Genomic DNA, 16,394 nt, shown 5'->3' with positions numbered 1-16,394 from the left:
GGGGCGGCTCGCCCCTTTGGCGTTTTTAAGGTGTTTTGAAAAGTTTCGAGCAGTAACCGAAGCAGCGACGCAGAACCGGAAAATTCCATGACTGAAAACACAAATTCGCAACCCGACAACAGCTACGGCGCATCGTCCATTCAGATCCTCGAAGGTCTGGAGGCCGTGCGCAAGCGCCCGGGAATGTATATCGGCGATACGTCGGATGGCACCGGTTTGCATCACCTCGTTTTCGAAGTGCTGGACAACTCCATCGACGAAGCGCTGGCCGGCTATTGCGACGACATCCACGTGACCATTCACGCGGACAACTCCATTTCAGTGACGGACAACGGCCGTGGCGTGCCTACCGGCCTGAAACGCGACGACAAGCACGACCCGAAGCGCAGCGCCGCCGAGATCGTGATGACCGAACTCCACGCGGGCGGCAAGTTCGACCAGAACAGCTACAAGGTGTCGGGTGGCCTGCACGGCGTGGGCGTGTCGTGCGTGAACGCGCTGTCCGAATGGCTGCGCCTCACCGTGCGCCGCGACGGCAAGAAACACTTCATGGAGTTCGCGCGCGGCGTGGTGCAGAACCGCGAGCTTATCGAAGAGAACGGCGTGCAGTATTCGCCCATGCCGGTAGTCGGCGACACCGAAAATCGCGGCACCGAAGTGCACTTTTTGGCGGACGCGACCATCTTCGGCAATGTCGAATTCCACTACGACATTCTCGCCAAGCGCATGCGCGAGCTTTCGTTCCTGAACAACGGCGTGCGCATTCGCCTGACCGACTTGCGCACCGGCAAGGAAGACGACTTCGCTTTTGCGGGCGGCGTGAAGGGCTTTGTCGAATACATCAACAAGCAGAAGCAGGTGCTGCATCCGAACGTGTTCCATGCAACGGGCGAGCGTGAAAACGTCACCGTCGAAGTGGCCATGCAGTGGAACGACAGCTACAACGAAAGCGTGCTCTGCTTCACCAACAACATTCCGCAGCGCGACGGCGGCACTCACCTGACAGGCTTACGCGCCGCGATGACGCGCGTGATGAACAAGTACATCGCCGACCACGACATCGCGAAGAAAGCGAAGGTCGAGACGAGCGGCGACGACATGCGCGAAGGGTTGTCGTGCGTGCTGTCGGTGAAAGTGCCTGAGCCGAAGTTCAGTTCGCAGACGAAGGACAAGCTGGTGTCGTCGGAAGTGCGCGCGCCGGTCGAGGAAATCGTCGCGAAGGCGCTGGAAGATTATCTGCAAGAGACGCCGATCGACGCGAAGATCATCACGGGCAAGATCGTCGATGCCGCGCGTGCGCGAGATGCCGCTCGCAAGGCGCGCGAGATGACGCGGCGAAAGGGCGTGCTCGACGGCGTCGGCTTGCCGGGCAAGCTCGCGGATTGCCAGGAGAAGGACCCGGCGAAGTCGGAAATTTATATCGTCGAGGGTGATTCGGCGGGCGGCTCGGCCAAGCAAGGGCGCGACCGGAAGTTCCAGGCAATCCTGCCGTTGCGCGGCAAGGTGCTGAATGTTGAGAAGGCGCGCTTCGACAAGCTGATTTCATCCGAGCAGATCGTGACGCTCGTGACGGCGCTGGGTTGCGGCATCGGCAAGGATGATTACAACCTGGACAAGCTGCGCTATCACCGCATCATCATCATGACCGACGCGGACGTGGACGGCGCCCACATCCGCACGCTTCTGCTGACGTTCTTCTATCGGCAGATGCCGGAGATCGTGGAGCGCGGGTATATCTATATCGCGCAGCCGCCGCTTTACAAGATCAAGGCGGGCAAGGACGAGCGGTATATGAAGGACGCGCACGAGCTCAACCAGCATATGCTGAAGCTCGCGCTGCAGGGTTCTGAACTGGTGCCGAGCGAAGGCGCGGACCCGATTTCGGGCGATGCCTTGGGCGAACTCGCGCGTGCGTATTTGCTGGCCCAGGCGGTGATCGATCGCATCAGCCGTATTTACGATGCCGCCTCGCTCGAAGCGGTGATGGATGGCACGGTCATCGATTTGTCGACGCAGGAAGCGGCGGAGGCATCGGCGAAGGCGCTCGAAACGAAGTTGCGTTCGGACCCGTTGAAGCCGGAAGTGACGGTCGAGGCGGCATACGATCAGGTTCGCGAGCTGCGTTCGTTGCATATCAAGCGGCGTCACCATGGCAACGTGAAAGTTTCGGTGTTCGATGAAGATCTTCAATTGACCGCCGACTACAAGCAACTCGTTTCCACTGCGGATACCTTCAAGGGCTTGATTGGCCAAGGCGCGTTGATCAAGCGCGGCGAGCGCTCGATGGCCGTGCTGGACTTCAAGAGCGCGATGAAGTGGCTGATCGCGGATGCGGAACGCAACGTCAGCAAGCAGCGTTACAAGGGCTTGGGCGAGATGAATCCCGGACAGCTTTGGGAAACGACGATGGACCCGGCCGTGCGGCGTTTGCTGCGCGTGCAGATCGAGGACGCAATTGCGGCCGACGGCATTTTCACGACACTCATGGGCGACGATGTGGAGCCGAGACGCGCGTTTATCGAGAGTAATGCGTTGCGGGCGGGGAATATTGATGTTTGAGGGGTAGGTAGCGCGACGCTATCTCACCGAAACCGTAAGTACCGCGCGCGAGGTTTCAACGCGCAGGCACTTACGGTTTTTTTATTGAACGCCAACGCCATACCCCCGCCCAAAACGCACGGACCTGGTTCCGCCGCGCCACCCGCAGACCCGCGTACACTTTCGGTTTGAACCGAAAACCACTTCGCTGCATTCCATCGCGGCTACGTGCATCACGCAACAACGAGAAATCCGACATGTTCACCTGCCGAAACCAGTCCTGCGACGCAACGTGGGACGTCTCAGACGTCGTCATCAAGAATGAAGGTCAGGGCCTGCTGTTCCGCTGCCCGATGTGCGGCGCGCGCAATTACGTGACGCGCCACGACGCACTCGATGGCGCCATCACCTACGAGCAGGTCACCGAAACCCCGCCGCGAGGCGCGCAATAACCATGGCGACCGATACCTCATTCAGCAGCCTGCCGCTCAACGAAGCGATGCAGACGAATCTGCAGCAGCTCGGCTACACATCGATGACGCCGATCCAGGCCGCGAGCCTGCCGCTCGCACTCGCCGGTCACGATCTCATCGCGCAGGCGAAAACGGGCAGCGGCAAGACCGCCGCCTTCACGTTGCCACTGCTCGCCAAACTCGATTCGCGTCAGTTCGCCGTGCAAGCGCTCGTGCTTTGCCCGACGCGCGAACTCGCCGATCAGGTCACGCAGGAAATCCGCCGCTTGGCTCGCGCAGAAGACAACGTGAAGGTGCTCACGCTATGCGGCGGCACGCCCATGCGTCCGCAGATCGCGAGTCTCGAACACGGCGCGCATATCGTCGTGGGCACGCCGGGACGCATCATGGATCACCTTCAGCGCGAAACGCTTTCGCTGGATGGCGTACGCACGCTCGTGCTCGACGAGGCCGACCGCATGCTCGACATGGGCTTTTTCGACGATATCGCTTCAGTCGCGCGTCTGTGTCCGAAAGACCGTCAGACCTTGCTGTTTTCGGCGACGTATCCCGAGGGCATCGCGAAATTGAGTCAGCAGTTCCTGCGCAATCCGCGCGAGATCAAGCTCACCGAACAGCACAGCAACGCGAAGATCAAACAACGCTTCTATCAGGTCGAGGATCACGAGCGTCTGCATGCAGTGGGTTTGCTGCTGGACCACTATCGTCCCGTCAGCACGCTTGCGTTCTGCAACACGAAGCAGCAATGCCGCGACTTGCTCGACGTACTGCGCGCGCAAGGCTTCGAGGCGCTCACGCTGCATGGCGAACTCGAACAGCGCGAACGCGATCAGGTGCTCGTGCAATTCGCCAATCGCAGTTGCTCGGTGCTGGTCGCGACCGATGTCGCCGCGCGCGGGCTGGACATCACGCAACTCGAAGCGGTCATCAATGTCGATGTGACGCCGGACCCCGAGGTACACGTGCATCGCATCGGGCGCACGGGGCGTGCGGGCGAGGAAGGTTGGGCGCTGTCGCTTGCGAGCATGGACGAGATGGGACGCGTCGGCGCGATCGAAGTGGCGCAGCGCAAGGAAGTGGAGTGGTATCCGCTGGCGGAGCTGACATCGGCGGAACCTGGGCATCTGAAGCCGCCCATGGCGACGCTCCAAATCCTCGGCGGCCGCAAGGACAAGATCCGTCCCGGCGATGTGCTCGGCGCGCTGACCGGCGAAGCGGGCTTCAAGGGCGAGGAGATCGGCAAGATCAACGTGATGGACATGGTCACGTACGTGGCCGTTCAACGCGGTATCGCCGATGATGCCGAGCGCAAGCTGGCAGCGGGGAAGTTGAAGGGGCGGAAGGTCAAGGTGCGGCGGATGTGAGTCCGGTGAGTCGCCAACGAGCTAGTTAAGGAACTGTAGCGTGAAGGGTTGTCCTCCGAGCGAGCCCGCCCGATGCGCCCCGCAGCGCCGCACCGCGGATTCACGGAAGCGAGCCGCGCGCGCGAAAGCTTTGCAGATTCAGCGTATCCCGGCCTTCACGCGGGTTTCCAAGCAACTGCAAACGTGCGGTGCAACGGCGCCGTGCTTGACTCTCAAACTTTCCTCTGCGGCTCGACTGAAATCCCATCCGACGACGTCACCTTCGACGTTCTCGCCGTCACCAGCCGCAATCCGCTCGCCACACTTCCCACGCCCGCGAACGCCGCTCCAAGCGACAACGCGAGCGCCGGACCATGCTTTCCCGCGATGCTGAAGCACAACGCGACGAGCGCCGCGCCGGTGGCCTGTCCGATCAGCCGCGAAGTCGCGATCGTGCCACTTGCGCCACCCGCGCGTTCACGCGGCGCGCTCGACATGAACGCCTTCAGATTCGGCGACTGAAAGAAGCCGAAGCCTGCGCCACAGATCGCCATGCGGATGCAGATTTCGAGCACATGCGGTTGCGCTGGCAGCATCGCGAGCGACACCATTCCCACGCATAGAATCGCGAGCCCGACGCCGCCCAGCAAACCCGGCGCGTGCCGATCTGACAAGCGTCCGGCGATCGGCGCCATCAACGCGACGAGCGCTGACCACGGCGTCATCAGAAAGCCGGTTTCCACCTGACTGCGACCAAGCACGCTTTCGAAGAAGAACGGCAACGACACGAACGCGAGCCCTTGCGCGGCAAACGAGCAGATCGCGGTCATCGTGGAGAGCGCGAACATCGGGCGGCGGAAGAGATCGACGGGTAGCATCGGCGCGGGATGACCGCGCTCGCGTCGCAGAAGCAGAACGCCCGCAATCAACGTGACGCCGAACGACGCGAGCACGGTATGCGCGGGCGCGCGCTGGGCGGCTTCGCCGAGCGCGAAGATGAGCGACGCGAACGTGATCACGTTGAGCAAGGCGGCGACACGGTCGAAGCCGTGTTCGGCGCGCTTGGTCTGCGGCAACGACCGCACCGCGATGGCGAGCGCGAAGACGCCGATCGGCAAATTCACGGCGAAGAGCCACGGCCACGTGCCGAGCGAGAGCACGATCGATGCGACCGTCGGCCCGACCGCGAACGCGATACCCACGACGAGCGCGTTAAGTCCCACGCCGCGCCCAAGCCGATGCGGCGGAAAAATCGCGCTGATGAGCGCCGCGTTGACGCTCATGATCGCGCTCGCGCCGAGCCCTTGCAGCAGGCGCGCGGCGACGAGCGTCGGCAGCGACCACGAGAACGCGCAGACCGCGGACGCGACGAGAAACACGACGAGCCCGCCGAGATACACGCGCCGGTGTCCGAGGATGCCGCCGAGCGCGGCAAGCGGCAGCAGCGTGGCGACCATTGCCAGCTGATACGCGTTGATGATCCAGACCGACGCGGCGGGTGTCGTATGCAAATCGGCCGCGATCGCCGGCAACGCCGTGTTGGCGATGGCGGTATCGAGCGTGGCGAGCGCGACGGACAGCAGGATCGCGAGCATGCCGCGGCGCTCGAGCGAGGACATGGGTGCGTCGGGGTTGCGGGGCGCGTTTTGGGGATGTTCTTCGGAGGGCACGTCGGCGGTTCCGGATGTAAGCGGAAGAGGAATAATCCGAAACGATACGGGAACCCGGCGCATTCCGCTCGCCACGGTCGCGGGAGCTTTCAAAGCGTTGTCAGCGTGTATCGCGCGTTGCTTCGGCGCGGTTATCCTTCGCCGGTGACATTCGAAGGAAAACGATCATGGCGATTCGAATCGTGCGGCTCGGCACGCCGCGCGCGGTGGACGAAGGGCTGCGTATCGGCACGGTTCGGCGTCCGCCGCGCGGCGTGCCGAAAGCCGAATTCGCGAGCCGCGACTTTTACGATGTGTGGTATCCGAATCTGGCGCCATCGGCAGAACTGGTCGCCGAAGCGCTCGCGGCCGAAGACGACAAACAATGGCGCGCGTTCGTGAGGAAATTCAAGGCGGAGATGGCGGTTTCCGAGGCGAGCCGATCGCTGGACTTGCTTGCGGCGTTATCGCGTTCGACGAATTTGTCGGTCGGATGTTATTGCGAGGACGAGTCGCGGTGCCACCGTTCGGTGCTGCGGGAGTTGCTGGCGGAAAGAGGCGCGGTGGTGATTTAGCTCGCCTGGGCTGTGGGGCTCAGGCGAGCATGCGATCAGTCCGTGCCGTATTTGGGCGAGTGCGGTCCGTAGAGTACGGTCGCCTTGCCGCCCGATGCCAGAAGACGTTGGCTCGTGAGGCCTGCCACGTCGAAGGACTTGTCGGTTAAGGTATGCGCGACCTGCGTCACGACACTCTGCGCAATCGCGCTGATGAGCCCGTAACCTACGCCCACGTTCACGCCCACTTCCTTGCCATTCGCGCTCGCGGAGCCTTTCCAGAGTTCGTCGCCTGAACGCAGATCGACGAGCTTCGCGTTTGCGGTGACGACGGTTCTGCTGTCGAAGACCACGAACTTGGTGCCGTAGTTCGTGACCGTCGTGTACAACGCCGCATCCGCGCCGAAAATCTCGCGCAGCTTGGCCGGCGCGACATTCTGGATGTCCGTAGGCGTAGTCAGGCCGTTGTGCTTGAACGTCTCGTCCATTTCAGCGACCGGCACGACGTAGTAGCCCGCTTCTGCGAGCGGCATCGTCATTTGGGCGAGCATGCCGTATGTCGCCTTGATATCCGACGTCTCGTTGACCGGCGGCAACACGAGAATCGTGCGCGGCTTGCTGTTGCGAAATGCGGTGTAGTCGCTCTGTTGCGGAGTGGAAGCGCACGCGCTCAACAGGCACAAAACCGACAGCGCCGCGAAGAGTTTATGAGAGAGGAACTTGATCATGGCCGGCGTTTAATGAAGTTTGCTCAACAAAAGGTTCATGTAGGCGGACGACTCGGGGAACGCGTTCTTTTCGGCTTCGAGTTCCTTTCTGGCTTCGTCCGAACGGCCGACGCTTGCATACAGTGCGCCGACGTGGGCACGGAAGCCGGGCGGCAGCGCGTTATTCTTCGCAAGGATTTGCTGGCGCGCTTTTTCGAGCGCGTCGATCTGCTCGGGGACGGATTTGTCGCCCGTGAAGAAGGCATACACCTGCGGTTGATACGCGTCCCACTGGTAAAGCGGCGGCGTGGATTGCGTGGCACAACCGGTCAGCAGCGCGCACGCTGCCGCGACCGGCAAGAGAATGCCGGTCGAGAAAAGTTTCTTGTGATTCATGCTTCTGAGTGTTGATGAGTGATGCTTACTTGGAGGCTCGTAGCGCGCCCGCGTCGACTTGTTCGGACAGGTGGTTCACCGCTTCTTGAATTGCCAGGTCGAGCACCTTGCCGTTGAGCGTGGAGTCATAACTCGCGGTGCCGCCGAAGCCGATGATTTCCCGGTTGGACAGGCTGTACTCGCCGGCGCCCTGGCTCGACGCGACGACTTCGGAGGTCGATGCATCGACGATATTCAGGCTCACCTTGGCGTAGGCTACCTGGCTCTTGCCGCTGCCGAGAATGCCGAACAACTCGCGATCGCCGACTTCCTTGCGCCCGAATTCGGTGACGTCGCCGGTAATGACGTAGTTGGCCGCTTTAAGCGCTTGCTGCTTGTTTGCGATGGCGGCTTCCTGCTTGGTCTCGTTCATGTTCTCGCGATCGAGGACGGAGAAGCGCCGGCTCTGTTGCAGCGTCGTGACGAGAATGGTCTTGGCCTGGCTGCCGACGCGGTCGACGCCATCGGAGAAAAGGCCGCGCATATAGCTCGAACGGTTGTCGAATTTGCCAACGGCGACGGCTACCGGCTTGCCCGCATAGGGCGTCTGAGCGATGCTGACCGCCTGAACGGGCAGTGATTTGGATGCTTCCGTCGCACATCCGCTCAGGAGGACGGTAACGGAAGCGAGGGCGACTACTAAGTGTTGTTTTGTGAAGACCATTGGAACCTTGCGAGACAGCGTGCCGGACGCATTCGATGCGGTGACGAACAGCGCGGGTTTTCGCGTCACGATGTTTCGACAGGTGCGTTCGCGGACTCGTGTGAACGGTAACGGATCTACCAGCGCCCTTGTTGCATCGAGAGCGAAAGAGGCAAGGATTGTTCAGCGATTTGAAAGCGAGGGCTAGCGCGAAAATTCTTAATTTTTGGCGCGATGAGGTGGAAGCGGCAGACATGACCGACCGTCCGCTGCGGATGCGAGTGAGAGAGTCGCAAGGCTCGAAATGCAAAAAGCCCGGTCACGAGGACCGGGCTTTTTGCATTAATTCTTTGGTGGGGCGTGAGTGACTCGAACACTCGACCTACGGATTAAGAGTCCCAGTCTGGCACTATTTATCGGTGTTGATTTGCGTTGTGTAACCCGTCGAAAGCCTTACTGGGTAAGCCTTTGAGCTTCCGACCAACGGATCTTCGCGTTGACCGAAATTGATCGTTTACGACAAAATCGGGTTACACAGCGGTTACACGGATGAGGCGTGTGTCTATAGGGTCGGCATGTCAAAAGTCAAATTTACGGCGGCGCGTGTTCGCGCTCACGTATGTCCAGAAGGAAAGTCGCAAGCGTTTTTGTGGGATTGTGGGGCAACCGGGCTCGGGCTACGCGCGACTCGGTCAGGCGCAACGACCTACATCTTCCAAGCCAAGCTTCACGGCTCAACATTGCGCATCACGATCGGCTCACCGGATGCTTGGACAATCGCGCAGGCACAAGACGAAGCACGTCGCTTGCAGCGGTTGGTCGATGCCGGTAAAGATCCTCGGGAAGAGGCCGCCGAGCGCCGGGCGGCAAGCTTGGCGAAGCAGGTAGAGGAGCGCCGTCGAGATGTCACTGTCGGCGAAGCGTGGGAGGCGTACATTGATGACCGCCGGGGTCGATGGAGCCAGCGGCACTATCAAGATCATCTTCGCCTATCAACACCAGGCGGCATCCCGTACCGACGAGGCAAGGGCACAACAATGCCTGGTCCGCTCGCGCACCTCATGGCACTGAAGCTCTCAGAACTGACGGGCGAGCGCATCGCAGAGTGGTTGAAGTCTCAAACCTCCGAACGACCTACGATGGCGGCGCTTTCGTATCGCCTGCTCAGGGCCTTCATTCGATGGACAGAGGATGTCGACGAATACGCCGGCGTCGTGCCAGCAGGATGCTACAAGGCTCGTCGCGTAAGGGACGCGGTGCCGCGTGTGCAGGCCAAAGAAGGCGATGTGCTTCAGCGCGAGCAGCTCAAGCTCTGGTTCGGTGCCGTAAGGCGAATCGACAATCCCGTCATTTCGGCCTATCTGCAAGCGCTTCTGCTGACTGGCGCGCGACGTGAGGAAATGGCCGCACTCCGCTGGAGCGATATCGATTTTCGTTGGCGCAGTCTTTCACTGTCCGACAAGATTGAAGAATCGGGGCGTGTGATTCCGCTAGGCGCTTATCTCTCCATGCTCCTCAGCGGGTTGCCTCGGCGCAGCGAATGGGTTTTCAGTAGTACAACCTCTGCGGATGGACGCCTCAATGAGCCGTCCAAGGGGCACGTTAAGGCGCTCGTCGCGGCGGGACTGCCGCACGTCAGTCTCCACGGCCTGCGTCGCTCGTTCGGAACGTTGTGCGAGTGGGTTGAGATGCCGGCCGGCGTGAGCGCGCAGATCATGGGCCATAAGCCCAGTGCGCTTGCCGAGAAGCACTACCGTCGGCGCCCGCTCGATTTGCTGCGGGCGTGGTACGACAAAATTGAGGCTTGGATTCTCGTGGAGGGCGGTGTCGATTTCGACGCCTCGCAAGCAAAGAGCTTGCAAGTAGTCAACTAGCAACCAGCTTTGCTCCCGTCTAGCTTTAGCGGGCGAAGAGCCGAGACCCCTTCACTCGGTCTGGCGGGAGCATCTCAATTGAAGGTTTGCATTGAAGGATGCAAGATGATTCAGCCTCCCCAAGATCTCCTTGAACTCGTTATAGACGCCATCGAGGGCGAGGAAATCGACAGGCAAACGGACATCTTCGATGGCGTTGAACAAACGTTCGAGCGGCGCTGGTTTGGGCCCGAGAAATGGATACACAGGGTTCACGAGCGCGGCATCCTGAGCCCTTTGCAATTTCTTGCAATCGTGAACTTTGTGTTGAACGACTGGTACGACGATGGACTGGACGAAAGCCTGCTGGTTGACGGCTGGTTTCATGCTCTGATGGATGCAGCGCAGAAACGCATTATCGTTCCGCGCAACCGTCATTCGTTGCTGCCGCTCGACTCAATCGACAACTGGAACGGGTGGCTACTAAGCGTGACGGACGCGAATGCGTTCATCGCATCGTTGGGCATGAGGTGGACCTTCAATGAGGTTGCCGCTCATCTCTTTGCCGAGGGCTCGAATCCTAGCGGCATACAGTTCGACCTGATCGCCCCTAGTGGCAACGAACAACGCGGCTCCGATGCCGAACCTAAATCATCGCGAACTGAGAACCCGTTCTCGCCCAAATTAAGCGCGGAGCAGCGAGTTGAGATCGTGCGGCGTGCGACCGATGGCGAGACGCACAAGGCGCTGGCTTCTGAGTTCGGAGTTACGCCACAGAGCATCAGCAAGACCGTGGCGCGCGCCAAGGAGCGAATTCGGGGCGGCGCGGCAAGCTACGGAATGCCGATAAGGGTGTTTTCTGACAGGGCGTGAATGACGCATAGCGACCGAAAAGCGCGGAAGCGGTTGTCTACCCGGTTGCGCAACCGCCCGCAAAGCCTTACTCAACGGCACTCAATGGTTGTTGTTTGGTTGCGCGCGGTTGTTGCAGGCAAAGTATCAACGCCGAGACACATTGCCGAGCAAGGTGGAACGTCGAGGCGTTGAAAGCGCATATCGGCACGTGATCAACGCTCGATGTTTCGCCCGCAAGGCGAACTCTAATAGCGTTGAGATGAACCAGCAAAATCTTTTATACCGCGCCGACCTTCCGGCAATCATGGCCACCGCAGAGGCGGCGGCCGCAATCAATCGCAAGCCACAAACGTTGCGCAAGTGGGCATGCCACGAAAACGGTCCCATCCGCCCGATTCGCATTAACGGCCGGCTCGCATGGCGTGTGAAGGATCTCCAGGCGCTGCTCACGGAAGGAGATCGGTCATGATGGGCAAAAAAAGCGCTGGCGCAAGCGCCAGCCAAGACCGGTACTACGAGTCATGCGTAGCCAAGCGTAGCGGAACTAGCACGTTCACACTATCTGTCACGTACGAGAACGACTCTTTGCAGATGAAAAAAATGGCTGACCCGAAGGCCAGCCATGAGAAAAATCCCAAAGTCGAAAAGAGTGCTTATGTTAGTCGTGCTCGCGTGGCGGCGCCATTGGTCCAGTACGAAACCACTGCTGGCTTGACGAAATCGGAATCTGTCGTCTATCCTCTAAAGCGTGGGAGGAGACACCTCTCGCTCGGGATTTGCAGCCCGGATTATGTCGGCGGACGACCGCCTCAGTGCGGTTTTTTTTCGTCCGTATGCCTTTGCGCGCTTGTCAATGGGCGGGCCTTGGCAGGGGAGCGCTCGCGCTCGCCGGTGCCGACGTTCCGGTCTGCAAACCCTGTCATGCGCCCGCCCACCCCATTTTGCAGTGGGGAGCGGGCTTCCAACATAACGTCGGAGGCCGCAATGCGTGCTATTTCTTTCGCTCGTTCAGAGCAAACCGTTCCCCTCGTCTATATCGACATCATTCAGTGCGCGCAACACGCCTTACGTGAAGCCACGCTGGCTGCGTCCGATCTGGATGCGCTCGACATTACCGGCAATGCGCTACGTCAGCTGATGGACATCGCCCGTGCGGAGGTGCGCCATGACTGACACAACACGCGACGTTATCCATCAAACACCGTCGGCAGCTGGCTTGCTCGCGTTTTTCGCAGAGCGATTCGACATGGCGCACGCCTCGGACAGCGAGTTGCAGTTCCTCGCTGACTGCTCGTGTGTGGCAGTCGATGCAGCGTCGTCTTTGAGCACCGTTACGTCCGCCATTAGTTGTTTGATTGCGAGCGACCGAAGCGTCGAGCCCAAGCGAGTTCGCACGGGGGCGTTACAGGATGCCGATCAAACGCTCCTGCTCCACCGCATCGCTAACGAAACCGAGCTGATCGGACAGATCGCAGAAATCGCCTCGGACGCCGACTGCACGCTTCGGCAGCGGTTGTTCGACCGTCTCAAGATCGAGCGATCTCGTCGTACTTACAGCGATGAGTACTCCTCACGGGAGGCGCGCCATGACTAATCTCTATGAACTCGCATCCAAAGCATGGCAGATACACGATGTCCTGAAAACACTGTCGGCCGCACTGCCAGAAGATCGGGCGGACTGTGACGTTCCCGTGCATGGGGTTGTTTCCATGTTGATGGGTCAGGCTCAGGACGTTGCCGACAAGCTGTCTGACGCTGCGTTTGCGGCTAATGATGTGCGCAGCGATGCGAAGGCAAGCGGTTCGAAGGAGGATGTATGAGTACGGTCGATCAGGACAAGGTGGTGATGGATATCCAGAAGAGCGCGACGCAGCGCATCCGGATCATTCATCGTTGTTACAAAGGCCGTGAGTACGTCGATGTCCGGCTTGTGGTCGCCAATGCAGCGGGTGAGTTCGTGCCGACGCAGAAGGGCATCATGCTGCGCCCGGAACTACTGCCGCAGATCATTCAGGGGCTGACGCTGGCCGCGCGGGAGGTCGTATGAACGAGAACTACAAACTCGGCATTCCAATCGCTGAAGGCGAGTACGCGAGCCCGACTGAGTGCGTTCTCATGTGCGGCTTCCTTGTGTTTCATGCAAAGAAAGCCGATGACGACGTGCGCCAGTTCGCACGCCGCGTGCTCGACGTAGTGTTTGCCGCTGCCGCCGAAAAGGGGTTTCGCCGTACCGATCTGCTTGAAACCATGATGTCCAAGCGTGAACCATCGCCGCGCATGCGCGTTCTCGCGGGGCAAGCGACGGCGGCGATCGGCGACAACCTCGCCTTCGCTCGCGTGATTGCCCGAGCAAGCTCGATTGCAGGAGGTAAGCAATGAGCACCGTCTTTGATGATCATCAGCGGATCCTTGAAGCACTCTCGTACATTCCGCCGGACGTTGAGCGCGACGTATGGTTTCGTGTCGCTGCATCGCTCAAGCATAGCGAGGGCGAAGCTGGCTTTGTGATGTTTGACAATTGGAGTCAGGGAAGCCCGAACTACGTGGCGGCTGACGTTCGGGATACGTGGCGCTCAATTCGTCCCGACGCCGGTATCACCATCGGCACGCTGTTCGCGATCGCGAAGAAGTACGGCTACAACCCGCGTTCGACCGCCGCAACGGTTATCGACCCGGCAGAGGTCGAGCGCCGTCGTGTCGAGCGCGACGCACGCACGGAACAAGAGGCGCAGAAACGAACGAAGGCCCGTAAGCACGCGGCCTCGCTTGCCATCGCCGTCATCGAGAAAGCTCACCCCGCTCGCGACGATCATCCGTACCTGATGCGCAAGGGTGTCAGTGCGGTTGACACCCTGCGCGAAATGGACGCCGCGAAGCTTCAGAAGCTGATCGGCTACCGGCCGCAATCGGGAGGCGCGCAGCTCGAGGGGCGGATTCTGATTGCGCCCGTACGGGTCGGGAGCGTCATCACCACCATCGAGATGATCGATGAACTCGGGCGCAAGTCGGCCTTGGCCAATGGGGAGAAGGCGGGCGGCTGCTGGTTCGCCGCCGCGCCAGAACAGTGCAAGCGCATGCTCATCGCCGAAGGTGTCGCCACAGCGCTGTCGGCTCACCTCTGTACGGGCGATGTCGCAGTGGCGGCGCTCTCGGCGGGCAACCTCACGAAGGTTGCACAGACGATGCGCGCGGCCTATCCCGATGCCGAGATTGCGGTACTGGCGGACCTCGGTAACGGACAGCAGAAGGCGGTGGAGGCGGCGCGATCCGTCGGTGGCGCCGTTGCCCTCCCGGAGTTCGGCGACAAGCGTGGTGACGACGAAACGGACTTCAACGACATGCACACACGTTTTGGAGCAGCCGCAGTCGCCGCGCAGATCTGGAAGGCTGCGAAGCCGGATGGCGGCGATGAGCCGGACCGTAGCGGTGCAGGAGCGACAACTGCCGGCGCAGGCGAACTAGAAGCGTATTACGAGCGCCGTCAAGACGGCTTGTACTTCGTGGGCGTGAAAGTCGATCGCGACAGCGGCAAGACGGTCTATCTTGCGCCTCGATGGCTCTGTGACTCGCTGGAGGCGTTGGGAAGCGGCCGCGACAGCTCAGGCCGTCAGATGCGCGTGTTGCGCTGGCAGCGCGCGGGTTGCGGCGAAGAGGTAATCGAAGCCATGCCCAATGCAGAGATTGGGGAGCGCGACGGTTGGGCGCGATTGCGTAGCGGCGGGCTGGCGGTCGCAACCGATCGCGCGGCTCGTGAGCGACTTGCGTACTGGCTTCAGACCGAGAACCGCGACGCGTGGTATGAGATCGTCAGCATGACCGGTTGGCAGCACGGCGCTTTTGTACTGCCCACCGGGGAAGTCGTTGGGCAACCGAATGCTCGTATGCACTTTAACGGCAAACCGGACAATCCGAGCGCCTATAAGGCGCGTGGCACGCTTGGCGATTGGCGAGAGCAGGTAGGTCGCCTAACGCAAGGCAATGCCCTCGCTATGACGAGCGTGGCATGCGCGCTGGCCGGGCCGCTGCTTTCCATCGCCGGAGAGAAGGACGGCATTGGTTTGCATCTCTATACCAACTCGACAGCGGGTAAGAGCACCTGCGGCGATGTGGCTGCTAGCGTCTGGGGAGACCCAGACCGCAGCAAGGCGAGCTGGAATGGTACGTCCCTAGGTCTGGCGCTGATGTCGGAGTCAGCCAACGATCGCTTGTTATATCTCGACGAGATCGGCTCGGGCGATGCGCGCAAGATCGGCCCGGCGATCTACCAGATGCTCAATGGCATTTCGAAGGTACAAGGAGCGCGTGACGGCGGCACCGTCGCTTCTCGGTCGTGGAGGTTGACGCTCATTTCGACGGGCGAAGTCGCGATGAGTCAGTATCTCGCCGAAGGCGGTCTAAAGCCGCGTGGCGGGCAGGAGGTGCGCTTGCTTGATGTGCCCGCCGACGCGGGCCTGCATCGCGCATTTGACGAACTGCACGGCTACGCGAGCGCCGAAGCTTTCTCTGACGCACTGACGGCTGCTGGTCGCGCACAGCATGGCACGCTCGGGCCCGCGTTCGTGAAATGGCTTCTGCCAAGGTGGAGTGACGCGCGCGAGCAGATCGGGCGCGAGCGTTTCCGCATGGCGGCGATGGTGCCGCCGGATGCCGCGCCACCCGTGCGGCGCGCGACACGCAAGTTCGCCCTGCTAGCCGCTGCCTTGGTGATGGCATCGCAGGCGGGCTTGACGGGGTGGACCGCCGAAGAATCGCAGCAGGCGGTCGATACCGTCTGGCGGCGGTGGCTTGATGTGTTCGGGACGGGCGACCGCGACGATGAGCGTTTGATCGAGCAGGTCGAAGGTCTCATCGAGCAGCATGAGCACTCGAGATTCGTTCGCCTGCCGCTCACTGAAAACATGCCCGTTGTGCACAACTCGCTGGGGTTTATTCGGGCCGACGCCGACGGCAAGATCACCGTGTACGTGCCGCCCGCAACCTTCAAGGGGGTGTTCGTCGTCGGTTATGACCTGAAGCACGCCTGCAAGGCCCTTCACAAAGCTCGCATCCTATTGCGTCCCACAGGACGCAAGGGCTGGACGAGAAACGGTGGGCGTGGCTTGGGGCAGGTCTACGTGCTCTACCCACGTAAAAATCACGCTGATTGGAAAGCTGACGACGATCAGTAGCAGCACGCCGCGCTTCTATCTTTGGACCTCGCCACCGCGCGAGGTTTTTTTATGGCCAAACGGAACACATGAACATGAAAGCTTTGTCAGGATCACGTTAAACGCTTTCTAATGGCTTTCGACTGATTTCTCTGCCTTCACAAAATTCCCGTGTAGGGAAATCTCACTGCCAACAC

The 16,394-nt window shown here is 60.8% G+C and carries 17 protein-coding genes; 13 read left to right on the top strand and 4 right to left on the bottom strand.

Annotation, left to right across the window (positions count from 1 at the left end; genetic code table 11):
- Nucleotides 1-87 precede the first annotated feature (87 nt).
- From gyrB to dbpA, 3 genes are all read left to right on the top strand, one after another.
- Nucleotides 88-2,559 (top strand): DNA topoisomerase (ATP-hydrolyzing) subunit B, encoded by a 2,472-nt coding sequence (gene gyrB / locus ACYQ47_RS21115; protein ID WP_244826712.1) that lies wholly within the window; start codon nt 88-90, stop codon nt 2,557-2,559.
- Nucleotides 2,560-2,795: 236 nt separating this feature from the next.
- Complete coding sequence (locus tag ACYQ47_RS21110) at nt 2,796-2,990, top strand: hypothetical protein (protein WP_459906668.1); 195 nt, start codon at nt 2,796-2,798, stop codon at nt 2,988-2,990.
- Nucleotides 2,987-4,375: an ATP-dependent RNA helicase DbpA gene (gene dbpA, locus ACYQ47_RS21105; protein WP_459909255.1), complete on the top strand. Its 1,389-nt coding sequence runs from the start codon at nt 2,987-2,989 to the stop codon at nt 4,373-4,375. Before ACYQ47_RS21110 ends, dbpA begins: the two co-directional genes overlap by 4 nt.
- A gap of 212 nt (nt 4,376-4,587) precedes the next feature.
- Here dbpA and ACYQ47_RS21100 read toward each other — a convergent pair whose 3' ends face one another.
- Nucleotides 4,588-5,973 (bottom strand): MFS transporter, encoded by a 1,386-nt coding sequence (locus ACYQ47_RS21100; protein ID WP_244826715.1) that lies wholly within the window; start codon nt 5,971-5,973, stop codon nt 4,588-4,590.
- A 218-nt stretch (nt 5,974-6,191) separates the two neighbouring features.
- On the opposite strand from ACYQ47_RS21100, the gene ACYQ47_RS21095 reads away from it, so the two are divergent.
- Nucleotides 6,192-6,578, top strand: a complete 387-nt coding sequence (locus ACYQ47_RS21095) for a DUF488 domain-containing protein (RefSeq protein WP_250462448.1) — start codon at nt 6,192-6,194, stop codon at nt 6,576-6,578.
- Nucleotides 6,579-6,613: 35 nt separating this feature from the next.
- Here ACYQ47_RS21095 and ACYQ47_RS21090 read toward each other — a convergent pair whose 3' ends face one another.
- Genes ACYQ47_RS21090 through ACYQ47_RS21080 form a run of 3 tightly spaced genes read right to left on the bottom strand, consistent with a single transcriptional unit; the run spans nt 6,614 to nt 8,363 of the window.
- A complete protein-coding gene (locus ACYQ47_RS21090; RefSeq protein WP_459906667.1) occupies nt 6,614-7,285 on the bottom strand; it encodes a DUF799 domain-containing protein in 672 nt (223 codons plus the stop codon).
- 9 nt (nt 7,286-7,294) lie between these two features.
- Nucleotides 7,295-7,660, bottom strand: a complete 366-nt coding sequence (locus ACYQ47_RS21085; protein ID WP_459906666.1) for a DUF4810 domain-containing protein — start codon at nt 7,658-7,660, stop codon at nt 7,295-7,297.
- Between the two features lie 25 nt (nt 7,661-7,685).
- Entirely contained in the window at nt 7,686-8,363 is a 678-nt protein-coding gene (locus tag ACYQ47_RS21080) for a CsgG/HfaB family protein (RefSeq protein WP_459909253.1), read from the bottom strand.
- 554 nt (nt 8,364-8,917) lie between these two features.
- Between ACYQ47_RS21080 and ACYQ47_RS21075 the strand changes: the two genes are divergently transcribed.
- The 9 genes from ACYQ47_RS21075 (at nt 8,918) to ACYQ47_RS21035 (ending at nt 16,218) form a co-directional block, all read left to right on the top strand.
- Nucleotides 8,918-10,216, top strand: a complete 1,299-nt coding sequence (locus ACYQ47_RS21075) for a tyrosine-type recombinase/integrase (protein WP_459906665.1) — start codon at nt 8,918-8,920, stop codon at nt 10,214-10,216.
- 105 nt (nt 10,217-10,321) lie between these two features.
- Entirely contained in the window at nt 10,322-11,068 is a 747-nt protein-coding gene (locus ACYQ47_RS21070; protein WP_459906664.1) for a hypothetical protein, read from the top strand.
- A 241-nt stretch (nt 11,069-11,309) separates the two neighbouring features.
- Entirely contained in the window at nt 11,310-11,519 is a 210-nt protein-coding gene (locus tag ACYQ47_RS21065) for a DNA-binding protein (protein ID WP_459906663.1), read from the top strand.
- Nucleotides 11,516-12,223, top strand: a complete 708-nt coding sequence (locus ACYQ47_RS21060) for a hypothetical protein (RefSeq protein ID WP_459906662.1) — start codon at nt 11,516-11,518, stop codon at nt 12,221-12,223. Before ACYQ47_RS21065 ends, ACYQ47_RS21060 begins: the two co-directional genes overlap by 4 nt.
- Nucleotides 12,216-12,644, top strand: coding sequence for a hypothetical protein (locus ACYQ47_RS21055; protein WP_459906661.1), 429 nt, complete (start codon nt 12,216-12,218; stop codon nt 12,642-12,644). The genes ACYQ47_RS21060 and ACYQ47_RS21055 overlap by 8 nt, the downstream gene beginning before the upstream one ends.
- Nucleotides 12,637-12,870 (top strand): hypothetical protein, encoded by a 234-nt coding sequence (locus ACYQ47_RS21050; RefSeq protein WP_459906660.1) that lies wholly within the window; start codon nt 12,637-12,639, stop codon nt 12,868-12,870. The genes ACYQ47_RS21055 and ACYQ47_RS21050 overlap by 8 nt, the downstream gene beginning before the upstream one ends.
- Nucleotides 12,867-13,097, top strand: coding sequence for a transcriptional coactivator p15/PC4 family protein (locus ACYQ47_RS21045; RefSeq protein WP_459906659.1), 231 nt, complete (start codon nt 12,867-12,869; stop codon nt 13,095-13,097). Before ACYQ47_RS21050 ends, ACYQ47_RS21045 begins: the two co-directional genes overlap by 4 nt.
- Complete coding sequence (locus tag ACYQ47_RS21040; protein ID WP_459906658.1) at nt 13,094-13,429, top strand: hypothetical protein; 336 nt, start codon at nt 13,094-13,096, stop codon at nt 13,427-13,429. Before ACYQ47_RS21045 ends, ACYQ47_RS21040 begins: the two co-directional genes overlap by 4 nt.
- The gene (locus ACYQ47_RS21035; protein ID WP_459906657.1) at nt 13,426-16,218 is read left to right on the top strand and encodes a DUF927 domain-containing protein; all 2,793 of its coding nucleotides are present in this window, start codon (nt 13,426-13,428) and stop codon (nt 16,216-16,218) included. Before ACYQ47_RS21040 ends, ACYQ47_RS21035 begins: the two co-directional genes overlap by 4 nt.
- Nucleotides 16,219-16,394 lie beyond the last annotated feature (176 nt).

It is taken from the genome of Caballeronia sp. HLA56, from assembly GCF_054655155.1.
This window is presented reverse-complemented; position numbering and strand designations above follow the sequence as displayed.